This is a genomic window from Rhodococcus sp. I2R, assembly GCF_020889545.1.
Classification (GTDB): domain Bacteria; phylum Actinomycetota; class Actinomycetes; order Mycobacteriales; family Mycobacteriaceae; genus Rhodococcoides.
Window position 1 is genome coordinate 1 of record NZ_JAHUTG010000037.1, and the last position, 16,213, is coordinate 16,213.

The following is a 16,213-nucleotide window of genomic DNA, read 5'->3' on the forward strand; positions in this document are numbered from 1 at the left end:
GCTCTGGCCAAGCAATGGCGAGCGCTGGCCACCCGCTACGACAAACTCGCGATCACCTACCGCGCCGCCGTCACCCTCTGCGCAATTCTCACCTGGCTACGCCGATTGGGAGACACGCCCTAGATGGGGGGCGGATCTCTACTAACGCGTCTTCGGTGTGGTTTCTCGATTTTTGTAGAGCGGTGCCGGCCCACGGGGGCACCGAGGACAATTGGTCGCCGGCGGCCTCCGTAGCCCCCCGGGTGCGGCCCGACGTATCAATCATCGCTACATATGACTATCATCGCATTATGACGATCAAAGACATTGGCGGTTGCCCAACCGCGGTAAGCGCGGGGACCGAACTCGACGCCGCGGTGGCGCTGTTCCACAGCCTCTCCGACGGCACACGGCTCGCGATCGTGCGCCGTCTTGCCGACGGGGAGGCCCGAGTGGCGGACCTGGTGGGCGAACTCGGACTGGCCCAGTCCACGGTATCGGCGCACGTGGCGTGCCTGCGCGACTGCCACCTTGTCGAGGGCCGGCCGCAAGGGCGGCAGGTGTTCTACTCCCTCGCTCGCCCGGAGCTGATGGACCTGCTCGCCTCCGCCGAGACTCTGCTGGCCGCCACGGGGAACGCGGTCGCGCTATGCCTGAACTACGGCACCGATACCGGAGAGCAGTCGTGAGCGACGCCTGCGGCTGCGGCCCCGACGAACCCGGTGCCGACCAGGCGCAGGAGCCGGCGAGGTTCTGGCAGGTCACCGAGATCCGTGCCGCGGTGATCGCCGGGGTGCTGCTGGTGGCCGGGTACGCCGTCGCCTGGGCTGGCGGGCCGCCCGCGGCCGAGCTGACCCTGCAGGCCGCAGTGCTGCTGATCGCCGGCTACACCTTTGTCCCTTCGACACTCAGACGCCTGGCCAAGGGCAAGATCGGCGTCGGCACACTGATGACGATCGCTGCCGTCGGCGCGGTGCTGCTCGGCGCCGTCGGCGAGGCCGCGATGCTCGCGTTCCTGTTCACCATCAGCGAGGGCCTCGAGGAATATGCCGTCGCCCGCACCCGCCGCGGCCTGCGCGCCCTACTCTCCCTCGTCCCGGACACCGCCACCGTGCGGCGGGGCGGCCGCGAGCAGACCGTCGCCCCGGCGCAGCTGTGGCTTGGGGAAACGATGATCGTCAAGCCCGGCGAGCGACTCGCCACCGACGGCATCATCCGCAGCGGGCGCACTGCCCTGGACACCTCGGCGATCACAGGCGAGTCGATGCCTGTCGAGGCCGGGCCAGGGGCCGAGGTGTTCGCCGGATCGATCAACGGCACAGGTGCCCTAGAGGTTGAGGTCACGGCAGGTGCCGAGGACAACTCGTTGGCCAAGATCGTTCGCATCGTCGTCGCCGCACCCGGCTCGGCCCTCGGCCGCTACCCCGAGGGCAACACCGGCCGTACCCGTGCCGGGCTCATGACGACGATGCCCCTCTCGGCCGAGATGGCAGTGATCCTGGCGCAGTCGCCCTAGCGGGTATCTTCACGGGAACCGTCGCCCGCCAAGGCAGGGGGCTCTCACACTCTGCGAGCTAGATTCGGCTCCGCAGGACCTGGGCCAGCTGCTCGACGGTGGGCGATCCGGCCAGTCCGGTCCCCGTCGGGTAGACGCGGCACGCGAACTCGGTCACCGCCGGCGCCCCAGCGAATGCGTCCGTGCCATCGATCAGGATCGTTGGGGAACCGGCGAACGGCAGCGCCGCAGCCTCCTCCTCTGTCTCGATCCGCCGATAGCCGATCGTCACATCGGACAACCCGACCGTGTCAGCCGCCGCCTGGACCCGGTCGGCCGCGTCCTGCCAGTTCGGGCAGCCATCGAAATACAGAATCTCCACCTTCATACCTAGATCCTGCCCCTTGCTATGTGCGCTGACAATCGGGCCGTCCTGCGGCACCCGTTATGGGTAGCGGCACTTTTCAGGTGGTACGAATGTGCCCGATTCGGTGGGCGACCTGGCTTCAAACCGCCGCGTCGAAGTGAACCAACAGCGTATCTGGCGACGTCGGCGTCTGCCAGCGCTGCGAGCACGATGCCGACCTGGTCGCCGTGTAGGTCAGCCGATTCGGCCCATGATGCGGCGGCGATGCTGTTTCCGGTGCCGCCAGGCGGCAGCCAGAACATCGTCTCGAATAGGGCAACGTCGTTGCCGGAGCCCATAGCAGTCGCCTGGCCGCAGGCCAGGAACTATCAGCGGGAGCTACGGCGGCAGAGGCGAGTCCCATCACCTGCTTGCTGCAGTATTTCGCGTGGCCCTGCTCGTGTCGAGTGCGGGACGAACCCGAGACGCCCGCGCGAATGAACTGCACCGGGTGTCGGGAACCTGGCGCTAAGTTCCATCCCTGCCACGTAAGGGGCGTAAATGGCGGTCGGGTAGCTGCTCCAGCCGGAGAAGTGCGGCGGCGAGTTGGGTGCTCAATATGCCGTTGAGCTCCCTCTCTGCAGCCAGATCTTGGCGAAGTTTTGCGACAGCGGAGGTCTCCTCTGTCTGCTGAGCTGCGGACACTGGAGCGATCTGCTTCGAGATCTGGGCGACCAGATCACGAATGTCGGTGTGCTTGTGTGTGAGGGAAGTTCTCGCCAGACCCGCTTCCTCCGCAAGGGCCTTGGCGCTGAGCTTTCCCGAACTGTTCTTCGCTTGGCCATCGAGCAGTCGTCCGAGCGCAGCGATCAGTGCGTCCCGTTCAGCTGCGTCATCCCCGCGTCGGGTCACGTGGCTTCCCCCTCCCTCCCAGGGTGTCTGCCGATCTGGCGCGTCAGGAGTTCTGCCCGTTGTCGATTGCGCATGGCAAGTGGCTCGGGCAGAGACTCGGCCTCAGCGAGCAGGTCATCGCGCTCTCTTGCCTTCGCTGAGACGTGCTGATCGAGCATGGCGATGTTGGGGCAGTTGCTTTGACAATTTGTCAGATCGGGCGTTTGCGTGGCGTCATCCTTGGGCGGGCGATCGACCTGGCACGCAGCCGTGCTCGGGTTGTAGATGCAGACGACGTGCGCGTTCGGGTTGTCGTAGATCAAGTGCAGACGGCTGTTTCGGAACCGCTTGAGTTCGGCTTCGCTGCGAACCTGTCCGGCAAACTGTTCCTGGAAGCTGCTGAGCCCGTCGGCAAGGCGGTCTGCGGCGGGGCCGCTGATCTGCTCGTCATGGCTCCATGCCTCCGTCAGGTCTTGAAGGCGGTCCCAGTTGGACATCAGCCGATCGAATTCGACCTCGTCCGGGAAGCCTGATTCGGCACGTCCTGCGTAGCCCAGTGATGTGACGGAGCTAAGGTGGCCGTACTGGATGCCGAGGGCGATTTCACCACCGGGTTGGTTTGCGATATGCCAGGCCAGGGTGCGGCGAAGCCTGCTCAATGAGACGACTTCATCGTTCTCGATGTCGTCGAATACCAAGGAAGAGCCTCTATTCACGGCTCCTTCGCTACTCGCCTTCAATCGGATGGGCAAGCGGTCGCCACGGTGGGCGTGCTGGTTCCACTTCGTGATCAACCTCTTGATTCCAGCAGAGGCCATGGTCGTCGAAATCAGAGCGCCGCGTCGTGATCTCTCACAGTCTGGTGTTCGCTTGACCACCGCGAATAGGTACTCGCTGTTGGGGTTGATCAGTTGTAGTGCTTCGATAGCGCGGGCGGCCGGCTCGATGGTGATCCAGGGCTGTTGTCTCCGCCGACCGGCGGTGGCAGCCTGCCCGTCCTCATCGAGCACATTCTTGAAGGTGCGTCCCCAGATTCGGTATCTGCTGGCGGTGCTCGACAGGTCGTCTTCGAGGGGGCCCGTGCTTTCCAGGCAGTCGTGTCCGAGGTGCAATAACTCGCTGGGGCGCATGCCGGTCAGATAGCCGACAATGAGCATCGCAGATGTGCGCACGTCGCCGATGTCGAACGCCCGCACATAATTGGTAGCTTGCTTGAAGGCCGCGAATTGCTCCGGAGTAACGGCCTGTCCCTTGCCAGCGGGGACGGACAGGTCGTTGTCCTGCGCCCAACGTCGGGCCTTCCATCGGGCAGATTGGCTTCCCAAGTCGAGGGCCCCACTGAGGTACTCATCGACGAGAGCCATGCTCGCGTGCAGGAGATCGGCCATCACGTCCGGCGGGATGGGCTCGGTTCGGTTCTCGTATTGGCCTCGGGTGTCGCCTATCCAGTTTGTGAGATCGCGGTCGAACCACGGTGGTTGGACCAGGTGGAGCGGGCCGGGATGGTCTATGTTGTGCACCCAGATGCGGCACAGGAAGCTGAGGATGGCGCCCTTGAAACTGCGGCCGGAAGACGAGTCTGCGATCTCCGCCGCGTACTCCTCCCAGGTTTCCGTGGTGATCTCGGCGAACTGCTCGTACCCGCGTGCCGACAGCCATTGGGTGAGAGCGCAGAGCCGGTAGTAGGCAGCCTGCACTGATCCTGGCGAAATCATCCGCCGGCGAATCTTGGCGCTAGCGCGGAGCATGGGGGTATTGAGGATGTTGAAGATATATATCTTCGTGGCGTTCCTGAACGGCTCGGGAACCGTATTGAAGTTGAGATTCATCGATGCCAGGTGGTCCGCGTGATCGATGTGGTGCAGCGGCCACACATCGTCCGCGAATACGGTTATCGGCTGGTCTGTAACGTCGCTGCGGCGTTCGTGGGTGGCAAACACGCGGGCGGAGGAGGACGGCACGACCGCGCGTGAGCCGCGGTCGGGGAAGGTCGCAGACGGATTGTTCGACAGGCCGGTGGTCATCGCGTTTCTCTGAGTCATCGAGTGTCCCACTCTCGTCTCATTAGTCGTTCGACGGCGTTCCGGTCACCCGCGGTGACCGTGTCGCGTGCCCGCTTGAGATCGTCTGGGGAGAAGTAGGGTCCGGGGCTGGTCAGGCTTCGTATTCTGGCGTAGTGAGCCTGATAGCGGGTTGACCATGTGTGCTCATCCGTCGTCGCACGGAGGAGCTCGAAATGATCGAGCAGAGCCACGACCCGAGGGAGGTGGCGCCGGAGTATGACTGCATTTTTGCAGGCGAAGCAGGTGAGAAACGACGCCTCACATGGCGATCCCGTCGCCGGGTTCGATGTGGGGTCCTGGCAGGCTGCCGCGACGGTGTCCCGATGGCCGGCATTGAGGGCATCGAGCACACCGAGGTTGGCGGCGATCGGGGCTTCGGCGGCGGTGGCGAAGTCTCGGGACGTGACACGTGCCTGCACGTCATCGAGTGCGGCCTCGAGCCCGGCGGCGATAGCTTCCTGTGCGTCTTGACGGACTCGGGGGTCCTGCAGGGCATATTCGGTGTTGGTCGCGGCGGTGTGGCCTTGCGGATGGACCTGGGTCACGAAATAGTGGCGGAGTGCCCTTGCTGTGGCGAAGTCAAGTTCAGGGTGGTCCTTGCGCCAGCCGGCAAGATGGGCCAAAACGGTTCGCAAATGTACGTCAGCGAGGGTGAATAGTGGGATGCCGGATGGTGTCTGCCGTCCTGAGTTGAGGCCGCCAGATAAGACCACTAGAACCGCATCGGTCGGGTGCCCCACGGAGGCCAAGGTGCGCCGTGCGCCTTCGGTCGCCTCGAGCAGCATCATGATCATTCTCGCCTTAGACCGGGCGCCGTTGTCGAAGTAGGTCTCGGACCAAGTGCTCACGGCACCGCGGCGGGGTTTTGTGAGGGTGACGCGGAGATGCACCGGCTCGCTGCCATCACGGGCGTCGACTCGACTGATGTCGGATGTGGTGAGATTCAGGGCCACGCTGAGGTTCCATCCACAGGTGATCGTCAAGCCCATGACCGCGGCGGCACCCTCGCCTGCGGTGAGATACAGCGCTTTGTAGGCCAGGTACGGCGTTCGTTTGGTGGCGCTGCCATTCAGCCGCTTGAGCACAGTCGGTGGAATCACACGAAGACTAGGCGACGAAGGGTAGCGGCGGGCAATATCGCCGGTCCGGGCGATCTCGTCGAGAGTCTGGGCGTAAAGGTAGTCATCTGAATCCGGTGTGATGCGTCCGGCACGGAAGTCGTCGACGAGCATCCATGACGCGGTAACACGGGCCTTGGCCGCCCGCAGGGTTTCGAAGCAGGTGGCGCGCAGAGTCTCGATCTGGGCGTCGCTGAGAACGATACCGCTGACCTCAGCAGGAGATCTTCCGACGTATCCTGTTTCGATGGCGTGGAGGGCGCTCTCGGTGATGCCCGGAAGAACTCGGAGGACGGCCTTCACCGACTGCCCGTAGGCTGAACGCACCGACGGACTCATAGACAGAAGAAATGAGTTCCACTGGGAAGCCTGCAGATCCGATGGCCGGTCGAGGGGGACCGTGCGTAGGAGCGCCTTGACAGCGCGGAACCCAAGTTCGACGGTTGCCTTAGAGTTCCAAGTGCCATCGCCAGAGACGAGTTCGCTGAAACGCACGGCCAACACTCGCTGGAACTCAGGACCGCAATCCAGGGTGTCGAAGCGCAGCACGAAATCGTGGGTTGGCCGGCGGTATTCGGCAAGGCGCAAGGTGAGCGGGCCATCGAATGAACAGATCAACTGCCGACTCCGATCGGGCTGTCGATGACGCGCTCATCTGATTGAGCGATAAGCGCTAGGGCCTCGTCCAGTTGAGTGGGGGCTTGCTCCGTCGCCGCGAGGAACCAGTCCCATTCAAGAGCCAGTACTGGTGCTAAGTAGTGGTCTCTGGTCACCTGTAGGTTCTTGTGCCCGAGGAGGTTCTGCACGCGCAGCCAGATATTGCCTTCCTCGATGAGGCTCCGGAGGCCCGCCTGACTCACTCGATCTTGCTGCCGCAACGACATCATCGCGGACAGCGCGAAGACGTGAAGCGCGAAGGAATGTCGCAGCATGTGTGGATGGACGTAGATCGAGTCGTCATCGTCGATCTGCAGGGAACCGTGCGACACCCGGGACGAGGCCGCCATCCGGTCGGATGCCTCACTGAAGACGTCATTCCACGACGTGGGCTGGAGCGGACGGCCGTGCTGTCCGAGCCACAGTGCCAGCGGACGTCGACGCCCCTCCGAATCGAGACCGAACGTCCGAGCCCGATGCGACCAATCCAACTCATCGAGGTTGAATTGGACGGTCTCGCCGCTCTCGGTGTCGTCCACGGTGACTTTGGTCGCGAGCCCATTCCGGCGGGATACCCTCTGCACGATCAGCGCATTGGGGACCTCCTCGTAGACGCCGGACGCCAGGCCAGCGGCCTCGTCCAATACGCGCATCTGGGACACGTACTCGTTGATTGTCGCCAGCACTTCTCGGCCGAGGTAGAAGATCCGGCCACGCTCGGGGCTGTTCTTCGAAAGGGCTCCGGGGACCCGCCCCTTGAAGAGACGACTCGTGATCTGCGCTGTGGGAACTTCAACGAGGAGCAATCCCGCCGCTTCGGAGCGACGCATCCCGCTGCTGTAGAGAAGGTCCGCGTAGGCGGCATTGCGGTCCCTCATGACCATGCTCTCGGCCCGGGCGGCACCCACCCCGAGCAGTGCCTCGCTTCGCCAGCGCTGGTACGCACGTCGCGTAAGCCAATTCACGTCAGCCAGGACCTGGCCACGCGTCACGTTGATGTTGCCGGTCGGGACCGGGTTCGACGACACCGCATCGTGATCGGCGGCGTAACCGTAGAGGGACATGAGCGCCGCGCGGTTGCGCACGATGGTGCTCGCCGACACTCCTCGCTGTATCGCCCCCCGCCGAATTACTGTGGCGTCCGTGCGCCGCCACTGGAAGTATGCAGTCACGTCTCCGCGCCTGACGTCCAGCCACGAGAGTCCGTCCCGCTGGTCGCCAAGGTATCCGAAGTATGCCGCCACATCACTTGCGTAGTTCATGGCGGTGTGCTCGTTGTGAAAGTGGTGAGCCCAGGAGACCACGACGGGGTCCATGTGGCCATCTGCAGTCAAGGGGATGTGCAGGGGTGTGCCGCGTCGCGTCCACTGGCGGTTTGCCTGGACCGCCTCGCTGAGCCAGGGCGCTGGATTTTGGCTGGCGCCGAGGAGCCTGAGATCTACCTGCATTACTCGGGCATGGTTGCTCACTCGGACTCGCACCTCCACCGGTCGGGCATGGCTCAGATCTTAGCACCCAACAGTCGGCGATCCGATATAAGCGACACGATGTGGTCGATCTGGACGTCGCTCGAGGTGTCGGAACCACGGACGAAGCTGATGGAGGCGGCGGTGTAGACATCGGCCAGGGTGCCGGACTGCACCGTGCACCCGTTGGAACCCGGCTTGAGGGTGATGTCGATGAGGTCGCGACGTAGAAGATCGTTCCTAGTGTCGCAGCCGTTGCGGCCACCGTCGACGTCGACGTCGTCGGTCCAGGCTTGGCCAAACATGTCTCGGTCGTACCCGGTTTTCGGGGCGCGTCCCTTGATCGGCAGGGTGGCCAGCATGCGCAGCGCCGCAGTGACGGTGTCCGTGTTATCTAGTGTCGGCCCGGGTGTCGTCGGGTCGGAACTCGCGGCTGCCGGCGGCGCGTAGCTGCTGGTGGAGACGATCGAGGTGCCGGTCGTTGTTGCGGAGGTCACCACTGCGGCCTGCGCAGCGCTGTCCGTGGTCCCCGTCTGATCGACGCAACCGACGATCAGCAAGACGGACAGCACTGCGCCGGTAACCCACGGCAACTTCCGTCGGCCCTTCGGTACGTGCGGTGCGGTCGGCGGATATTCGAGATCGGACACAGCGGTACTCTCCTATGGGTAAAACGTGGACGCGCGAGGTCCATCGACAACGTATCGGGCACAACTGGCGGCTGGCTACTTGCGCAAAATCCGCGCCGCGCTTCAGCTGATGGCGTAGCCGAGCTACTGGGCGGCGGTGGAAGTGTCACCGACTCCGTCTGCCAATACCCAATTAGCGGCCTGATCACGTGGGCGGCTTGCTCAATCGCTTTGGCGGTGGCCAGATAAGTAGTCCGGCCGAAAAGCGACCGATTTCCGGGGCACTTGCGGCATATACGGCGACTTCAGCTGGTGGCCGCGATCTGGCGTGTGTTCGGATCGCGTGGTCCGGGGTCTTGAAAGCGGTATCGATAGTGCTGTTGTTACGGAAACGCCGTCCGGGGCTGGGTCGCGCGAGAACATTGCCGATAGCTACGTGCCCCGCATCCTCATTACGTCTTTGACTTTACTGAGGTGGGATTCTCGCTGGGTGTGAGCACCACGCTCGTCAGCCTGTACGCGTCACGGCCAGAGCCCTGGCGGTCAATTGAACAAGGAACTCTGAATCGTCAGGGTGTGGAGCCGTCCGGGGCGATCTAACGCTAATTCTGAACGTACGAATTGTATTCGGGGCAGTATGCGGTGACCGCGATTCCAACGAAGTCGTTTGCGTCCGCCCGCGTGTAGCCACCGGTCTGCTGGGCGATTTCCGATGCCGCGACGATTGCGCCGCCGGGATCAGGCGAATCGCCAATAACACGGCACGTCGTTTTCGCAGTCGACACCGCCTGGGAGAAGGACGAGAAGCTTATGTCGTAATCGATGAGTGTCTGCACGAATGCACCATCCAAAGACGATCCAGATCCTGACGAAGCACGAGGGACCGCGGTCGACGGTGCTGTGTAAGTGGGAGCCGTAGGTGCAGGCCGCCGAGCCGACGATTCGGCCGCCGCTGCGGCATAATCCGCCATGTTCTTCGCGATTTCGGAAGAGCTGGCAGCCAACTCGGACGAACTCGGGTGGTCATCGAAGATAGGTTTGATCGATTGCCAGTTCGAGCCGACGATCAAGACTACCGCGATGGTCACGAGAAATAGCCCACCCAGGACCATTTCACGCTTGAGAGAGTCGTTCGTTGCCTTGCTCAAAATTCTCCGTCCGAGAGGATGCCGACCCGACCTGTTTGATCGACTTCCGGCTGCACGTCGTTACCTTGGCGGAAGCGGAGTGCAGTCGTTCCCCGAGGTCGATCTCGCGGCATCGCCAGTCGCGTGACCCCTCGCCCGACCGCGTCGGCTGCTCAAACGCTCATCAGGGCAGATCGCGGTCTTATTCCCTGTGGCCGACTGCGCATCTGCACTGGGTAGGTGAGCCATCGATCCTCGCGCGTCGCGGCGCTGAACAGTCGTCGATCGCACACCGAAGTCCACCTCCGTTACTTCGCTGCGTTGTCACTCCCGATGAACGCGTGGTTGCTAACGAGAATTCTGTTTCCCGCAGCGTCTACGCGAAAAGGCCACCTCAGCACGCACATCTCATACGAGAACACTCGGTAGCTTCGATCTTTCGACGCGCTGAGTGCTGCCTGCCGATTCAAGCCTGTGGGTCCGAGGCTGGGTTTCGTCTTCTACATGGCGACGTCGGTGTTTGAAGGGGTACGCGTGCCGGGGCCTCTCGTTTGTGGTCGAAGGCAAATGACGGCGCTCATGAGAAGTGCCCACAGCGGCCGGGTGCTGTTTCAGATACTGGTGGGGGGACACGTTCAACACGCTGTCAAGAAGGCCGTGTGCGACGGGAGCGTCCACATATCGAAACATCCTTGGATCAAGGTTCGTGGCTTGATGGGGCTAAATCTCGGCCCGGGCACCGCGTGCCTTTGTGTTAGCTCTCAGCGCGGTCGACGAGTTGACGCAAAGCGAGCGTGGCGTACACCGTTCGGTTCTCAAGCGATGTGTCATCCGGTCGCAAGTCGGCTTGTGTGACGATGGGGAGCTCATCAGTCTTCCAGAGGTCGCGTGGAATGAGCTTCGCGAAATCATTGGACTCGAAGCGGTGGTGTACGACCTTGAGGTTGCCGTCGCTGTCGATTCGTTCGGACATGGAGACGAATCGCGCGCCCAGACTGGCGAGGGACACGGAGACGTCGCCATTGTGTAGTAGCGCTTGCGCCTGCTCGCTGAGCTGTTGCCACAGATCGTCGTCTAGGTAGTGGATGAAGCTGAGAATTGAGTGCGTTCCGCGTTGGTCTCTCGGGATGGCAGTCGTCAAATCCGTCATGCATCTTTCGAGCACCTGCTGGCGGATCTCTGACGTCGCGGCTAGCACCTTGGCTTGGTTGATGCCCAAAAGTTCGATCGGCCGCGCGAGTACATCGGCAGTGGTGGACAGGCCGAATTCGTTGCGGTAGCCGCTAATCAGGTCTCGTGCCGCGTCAGGCTCTGCTCTCGACATTGCGTGTCCTGTCAGTGCGTACAGAACCTCGGACCACCTGCTGAACACGAGATCAGCACCATCCGTGGGGATCTCTCGCGTAAGCAGATGGGCGGCACTGAAACACATCTGTGGACTGGCGTCAGCGATGACATCGAGTTGTTGCATGATCTTGCCGCGAACCAGCCGTCTGCGCTCTTGGATCGGCAAGGCTTCTCGAATGATAGAGGTCGAGGACCAGTCACCGGTATCGGTCAGGCGCTCGAAGTCGGTGCGAACGTCGCTGTCGCGGATGTCTTGTGCCGGTAGGCCGAAAGCGAAATAGCGGGCGAAGTAGTTGGCGTCGCGAATCTGACAGTGCGCGTGCCGTGTGGGTGTGTAGGAACCTTTGGGCCGGGGAAGCGCGTCAGGGAAGAGGCTGACCAGCAGGACGTACACGCTCTTGTTCTCGAAGTCGTCTTTTGTATCTGTGTACCTAGCGACCTCAGCCTGCTTCTCCTCGGCAGTGACCTCCTTCTTTCCAATCGTCGGTGTTCCCGAACCGAGCAGTTCTGTCCGCCAACGGGGGATCTGCTTGTATAACGCGGGATAGTGAAGTCGAATGAACGTAATGACGGTCGCGTCGAAGAAGTCCAGCTCGCTGTTGCCACCGACCAGGGTCAGCATGATGTCGACCTGAGTGCAGAGTCGATAGATGCTGCGGAGCGTAAGCAGCTCGGTCGGTAGCACTCCCAACAGAAGGTCGGGGATGCTCTCGCGGTTCATATTGTCTTCGTCTTCGTCTTCGTCTTCGTCGGTGAGGGTGACGCTGTTCGTAGCAGGAATGACGCTATGCGCCTTGATGATCGCGTTGAGGTGCTCACGAAATTCTGTTGCCAGATGCACCTGCTGGATGGGTGGTAACGCGAAGGGATACTGGATGATTTTTTCGAGATACCTTCTAGCCCGGGATCTGTTGTTCGAGGCCAGGTCGGTCTTTTCCAGCACGTCGAGCACAGTTTCTTCGTCGTACGAGAGTAGGTAGTGGACTCGGTCGAATCGCCCCAGGAGCCGGACAGACTTCATGACCGACAAAAGCTCGTCGGCATGCAACCGGTCGATGTCATCAACGATGACAAGGACGTTCTTTCCTGCTGCTTGGATAGCGTCGGAGACTGCCCTGAAGCGTTCGGAAAATGGGTTCGGCTCAATGGCGGCGGTGAAGTCGCCTACCTTCTCCGCAAACGCATCCTTCCCAGCCAGTAATGCGTCCTGAACGCCTCCCTCGCCGATCCACTTCTCGATTGCCGATGTTCCAACGGCTTTGATGATTGCGCTGCCCACCGGTGCAGCGGCCGCCAATGCTCGCCTCACACGTTTGCCTTCGGTACTGGTGGGCATCGCCCCTGCGATGACCTGGTAGAACTCCTCGACCAGAGTCAAACTGTCACCGGCCGACCATGGTGTGAAAGCGACGACGGACCAACTGTCCGCATTTTCTGTGGTGATCACCTCGGTGATCATGTTGAGGACCGAAGTTTTGCCAGTTCCCCATGGGCCAGCAAGCCCGAAGACGACACTCGACCCGGTCCCAGCTTGTTGAATTCGTTGCGCAACGCGTCGAGCGTACTGCTTGCGATCGAGACGGTCATGGACCATCAGCTTGATCTCAGTATCGAGATTGATCTTCACTTCACCGGGACCGGCCGACGACTCGGGTGCGTTCATCACCCGATGATCGCAGACCCGAATATCGAGCTTCTGCCGCAACAGGCAACCCCGGCGTGATGAACCACAAGGATGGAACGCCAGGGCCTGCTTGATGGTTTTCCGTCGTCAGAGTGGTGGTGGGTCGTGTGAACAGCGCGGAGTGTGCCTTCGCAGTAGAGCACGCTCGATGATCGCTGGTTCGGCACGATGTGCCTACCGCCGGTCGCTGTGGACGGCCGATGGACCGTCTGAGAGGTCCTCGCGCGATTTGGACTTGGCCGCCGATTGCGGAGATGAGTCCGGTATTGATCCGGCGTGATTGAGCGGGCGTTGTTCGGCAGATAACGATCTGCGATCGTTCCGGGTCCCTTCGCGTCATAGCTCGCCGAGGTTGTACACGTGATGCAAAACTTGATGAGTCGGCGAGTGCGACGCTCTGACCGAGGCTTCTCGGCTCTCGCTGGGACGAACAGCACCCGATGAGCGCCGTCAAAGCTCCCTCGTCAGTTCTGGCCGGATGTCCACTACGGCGAAGGGACGCCGCCCGCGCTACACACGAAATCACCGTCACCGACGAAGAGCTTTGAGGATTGCACGTCTTACGAGAACCCGTGCACGTACGCTGTACCCGGAAATGATCGGCCCGGGGAGCCGGTGGCATGACACAGTCCGTCGATCTCGTTACCATTTGTCGTAGATGGACTTTCGGTCATCGGCCGGGTTGTTGTCTACATGACGCGTCTGCCGTTCGGTGACTATTCGATCCACAATTCTGGCGACCCGATAGTCCTCGGTCAGTTCCCGCCGGATTTCCGCCGCGGCTGCTTCCACGTCGGCCAATGCTGCGCTGTGGATTAGGACGATCGCGGCGGAGGCTTTACCTGGACTTGCCTGCGAGAACCATTGGGAAACAACCATATCGGTGATGCGGCCGTCGATAGAGACTTCGATCGTCACGTCGCCGTCACTAGATATCGCCCTGCCTCGTAGCTGCACCAGGGATTGGTGAACACGAGCGGCCTTGACCGTGAGCTGTTCGACCTCAGCCTGGGGACGGTAGGTCATCGCTGCTCGATCACCGGAGGAGCAACTGCGCGCGGAGGGGTCTGCCCGGTCTCGATTGCGAAGCACGGCGACACCCCCGTTACGCTCAGATACTCGGGTGTGCCCAGCTCGGCTGCTATTCGATACCCATCCGGTGTCGTTGCTCTCGCCGTCTTACCACCGTCCTTGCTGTCGTCTTCGATCGTCCAGCCCCATTCGCCCCAGCTGGCCACCAGCACTTCGAGGTTGCCTCGATGCGCCCCATCGCTGACCACCCAATAACCGGCACTGAATTGATGCGGCCCGTAGTCGATGGTGTTGTCGTCGTAGCAGGGTCCGAATCCACCCCTGGAAAGATCCGACTGCGGATATGTCGGATTCTCGACGTCGAGCCGTGTCCCGGTCGGCAATACCGAGAGAGAGCGACCCAGCACTTCGACCGTTCGATTCTGGGCTTGCTCTTGCGACAGTGCGCTATCCACGTCATTTGCTCCGTTCTGAGTGCACCCGACTGTGAGAAGGACACCAGTCAGTGCGATCGCGAGGGATGTTCTGGGCTTGACCTGGACGGTTCGATCAGTCATTCGGTGTTCCCGTGTTCGTGATGATCTGTGCCATCGATCGCAGCGACGGTGTGCCTGGCTCGAAGTAGCTGCTGTGCGAGTCGGGGTCGAACCCGACATCACCCAGCACAGGTATGTGGATCGAGTCGTTGCCCGGTGCGCTCTCGAAGACAGTCGCTTCGAACGCATCGCCGGTCGGGTCTGCGCCGTGAGCTACTGCGGGCGCTATTTCCCCGATCCACGTCACCGGGTCGGCCGGGGCAGCGGTAGCGAACACGTGATCGGTCATCCGTTCCGAAGCGACCCCGTCGAGCGCCAGCTCATCGACCCTGTTTACCCCCACCCCGGGACTACCCGCGAACACGACATTGTCGACATCGAGTGAGCCACCGTCGCTCATAGCATGCCCGACGACAGTGCTGCCGTAGCTGTGACCGATGACAGTGTTGTGCGAGGGAGGGCCGTCGTGCGCGGCACGCAACCCGTCCTGAAAACTGTCCAACCGCGGAGCTCCGGCGTCGGCAAATGCTGTCCGCGCGGCGTCGGACAAGCCGGGCGGAGAGTCGTAGCCCATCCACATGATCACCGAGTTTTCGCTTCCCGGTGACAGTTTGTTGGCCTCGTCCAGTAAGTGGTCGGCCCGCGTCATGTCCCCGCCTATCTTCGACAATTCGGTACCTGTCCCCGGAACGTACGTCGCGACGTTGTGAGCGGTGTCCGGGTTGTTCAGCGCAATCACGCCTCGGCCCTGATCGTCGATAGTCATCAGGAATCTGGGAACTCTGTCGTCGCTATCGAGTTGGTTGCGTACTTCGTGAAAACCCGCCACCGCACTGGTCGCCTGCTCGCGTTCGTCGGTCCAGTCCAACCAGTCCTTGTGACGGGCCTGCTGGTTTTCGGTAATTAGCCCATCGCTCGGCGGTAAGTTCTCGCCTCTGGCCCAATCCGGATGACGGGCTTCGATCGCGGCGAGATTGCTTTCCGCTGCTGCCGTGATCGGTACCAGTAAGTCGTCGTTCAAGCGGGTCTTGTCCACGGCCGGCAGTCCGTCCCGGTTGCCGATAGTGGGGTCCCAGGCCGCGAGACCGTCTTTCTCGGCCGGCGTCAAGCCGTCCCAGAACTGAGCGAGCTCGTGGGGACTATCCGGCAGAAATGCGTTGCCGTCGACTATGTTTCGGACGCCGTCGCTGTAGTGGTCCGGCGTACCGGGTGACTCGGAGATCTCTGCGATGGCATCGATCGCGCGCTGCAGCGAGGCAGCACACTGTCGGTCGACGTCGGCTGCGGCGTTCAACAGAGAACGCACTGCGGCCTCGCGGACACGCGCTTGCTCCTCGAAACTGCTCTGCACCAACAGGTCTGCGACGATGTCGCCGGTCGAGCAGATGGGGGCGGTGACCGAACCTGCATCGGCGACGGTGAATCCGCCGGCAACTGCAGCATCGACTGCGGCAAGCGTCGATGTCCGCACCTCGGTCAGTCGACCTGCCGCTGTAACGAATTCGGTTGCTTCACTGTCGACGGCGGTGACGAGGTGGGTCGCGGCCAGCCGATCAGCCAAAGCTCGAGCAGATGCCGCTGTTGCCGCGTCACCTTCCCACTGGCTCAGCCCATCCTTCGTGGCGCGGCCGACGTCGCTGACCAAGTCGTCGAATTCTGCGTTCACCGCTGCAAGATCGGAGGCAAGATCGACGAGTGCAATCGGATTCCAGCCGCGAACCTGGGAGACCGTTACGCTCATCGACGATCGCCGTTCAGACGCTCGAGCTGATCACGAAAAGCTCGGTCGGTGTCTTCGTAACTGTCCGCTGAGGCCAACGATAAAGACGACATGTCTCGAATA

The 16,213-nt window shown here is 62.1% G+C and carries 13 protein-coding genes; 2 read left to right on the forward strand and 11 right to left on the reverse strand.

Going from position 1 to position 16,213, the window contains the following annotated elements; all coding sequences use genetic code 11:
- The first annotated feature begins 290 nt into the window (after positions 1-290).
- Positions 291-668 carry a helix-turn-helix transcriptional regulator gene (locus tag KVY23_RS23675; RefSeq protein WP_206492269.1) on the forward strand — a complete coding sequence of 126 codons (378 nt, stop codon included), beginning with the start codon at positions 291-293 and terminating at the stop codon, positions 666-668.
- Entirely contained in the window at positions 665-1,495 is an 831-nt protein-coding gene (locus tag KVY23_RS23680; RefSeq protein WP_206492268.1) for a DUF3703 domain-containing protein, read from the forward strand. Before KVY23_RS23675 ends, KVY23_RS23680 begins: the two co-directional genes overlap by 4 nt.
- Positions 1,496-1,553: 58 nt before the next feature.
- On the opposite strand, the gene KVY23_RS23685 is transcribed toward KVY23_RS23680, so the two are convergent.
- From KVY23_RS23685 to KVY23_RS23735, 11 genes are all read right to left on the reverse strand, one after another.
- Positions 1,554-1,862 carry an alkylmercury lyase gene (locus KVY23_RS23685; protein ID WP_206492267.1) on the reverse strand — a complete coding sequence of 103 codons (309 nt, stop codon included), beginning with the start codon at positions 1,860-1,862 and terminating at the stop codon, positions 1,554-1,556.
- Positions 1,863-2,348: 486 nt separating this feature from the next.
- The gene (locus KVY23_RS23690) at positions 2,349-2,732 is read right to left on the reverse strand and encodes a hypothetical protein (protein ID WP_206492266.1); all 384 of its coding nucleotides are present in this window, start codon (positions 2,730-2,732) and stop codon (positions 2,349-2,351) included.
- Positions 2,729-4,753: a hypothetical protein gene (locus KVY23_RS23695; RefSeq protein WP_206511541.1), complete on the reverse strand. Its 2,025-nt coding sequence runs from the start codon at positions 4,751-4,753 to the stop codon at positions 2,729-2,731. Before KVY23_RS23695 ends, KVY23_RS23690 begins: the two co-directional genes overlap by 4 nt.
- Positions 4,750-6,219: a hypothetical protein gene (locus KVY23_RS23700; protein ID WP_206511542.1), complete on the reverse strand. Its 1,470-nt coding sequence runs from the start codon at positions 6,217-6,219 to the stop codon at positions 4,750-4,752. The genes KVY23_RS23695 and KVY23_RS23700 overlap by 4 nt, the downstream gene beginning before the upstream one ends.
- Before the next feature lie 287 nt (positions 6,220-6,506).
- Positions 6,507-8,018: a site-specific integrase gene (locus tag KVY23_RS23705; protein ID WP_206511543.1), complete on the reverse strand. Its 1,512-nt coding sequence runs from the start codon at positions 8,016-8,018 to the stop codon at positions 6,507-6,509.
- A gap of 32 nt (positions 8,019-8,050) precedes the next feature.
- Positions 8,051-8,665 (reverse strand): hypothetical protein, encoded by a 615-nt coding sequence (locus KVY23_RS23710; protein WP_230558417.1) that lies wholly within the window; start codon positions 8,663-8,665, stop codon positions 8,051-8,053.
- Positions 8,666-9,246: 581 nt separating this feature from the next.
- Positions 9,247-9,792, reverse strand: a complete 546-nt coding sequence (locus tag KVY23_RS23715) for a DUF732 domain-containing protein (protein ID WP_157225913.1) — start codon at positions 9,790-9,792, stop codon at positions 9,247-9,249.
- Between the two features lie 733 nt (positions 9,793-10,525).
- A complete protein-coding gene (locus KVY23_RS23720) occupies positions 10,526-12,781 on the reverse strand; it encodes a P-loop NTPase fold protein (protein WP_008709930.1) in 2,256 nt (751 codons plus the stop codon).
- 663 nt (positions 12,782-13,444) lie between these two features.
- Positions 13,445-13,828 carry a hypothetical protein gene (locus KVY23_RS23725; protein WP_008709928.1) on the reverse strand — a complete coding sequence of 128 codons (384 nt, stop codon included), beginning with the start codon at positions 13,826-13,828 and terminating at the stop codon, positions 13,445-13,447.
- On the reverse strand, positions 13,825-14,289 hold the full coding sequence (locus KVY23_RS23730) for a hypothetical protein (RefSeq protein ID WP_230558418.1): 465 nt from the start codon (positions 14,287-14,289) through the stop codon (positions 13,825-13,827). The genes KVY23_RS23725 and KVY23_RS23730 overlap by 4 nt, the downstream gene beginning before the upstream one ends.
- Positions 14,290-14,383: 94 nt before the next feature.
- Positions 14,384-16,111, reverse strand: a complete 1,728-nt coding sequence (locus KVY23_RS23735) for an alpha/beta hydrolase (RefSeq protein WP_008709924.1) — start codon at positions 16,109-16,111, stop codon at positions 14,384-14,386.
- Positions 16,112-16,213: the final 102 nt, after the last annotated feature.

Excerpts from the sequence above, each read along its gene's own strand:
- KVY23_RS23675 (WP_206492269.1), top strand. The coding sequence starts at position 291 with ATGACGATCAAAGACATTGGCGGTTGCCCAACCGCGGTAAGCGCGGGG.
- KVY23_RS23725 (WP_008709928.1), bottom strand. The coding sequence starts at position 13,828 with ATGACCTACCGTCCCCAGGCTGAGGTCGAACAGCTCACGGTCAAGGCC.
- KVY23_RS23735 (WP_008709924.1), bottom strand. The coding sequence starts at position 16,111 with ATGAGCGTAACGGTCTCCCAGGTTCGCGGCTGGAATCCGATTGCACTC.
- KVY23_RS23720 (WP_008709930.1), bottom strand. The coding sequence starts at position 12,781 with ATGAACGCACCCGAGTCGTCGGCCGGTCCCGGTGAAGTGAAGATCAAT.
- KVY23_RS23695 (WP_206511541.1), bottom strand. The coding sequence starts at position 4,753 with ATGACTCAGAGAAACGCGATGACCACCGGCCTGTCGAACAATCCGTCT.
- KVY23_RS23685 (WP_206492267.1), bottom strand. The coding sequence starts at position 1,862 with ATGAAGGTGGAGATTCTGTATTTCGATGGCTGCCCGAACTGGCAGGAC.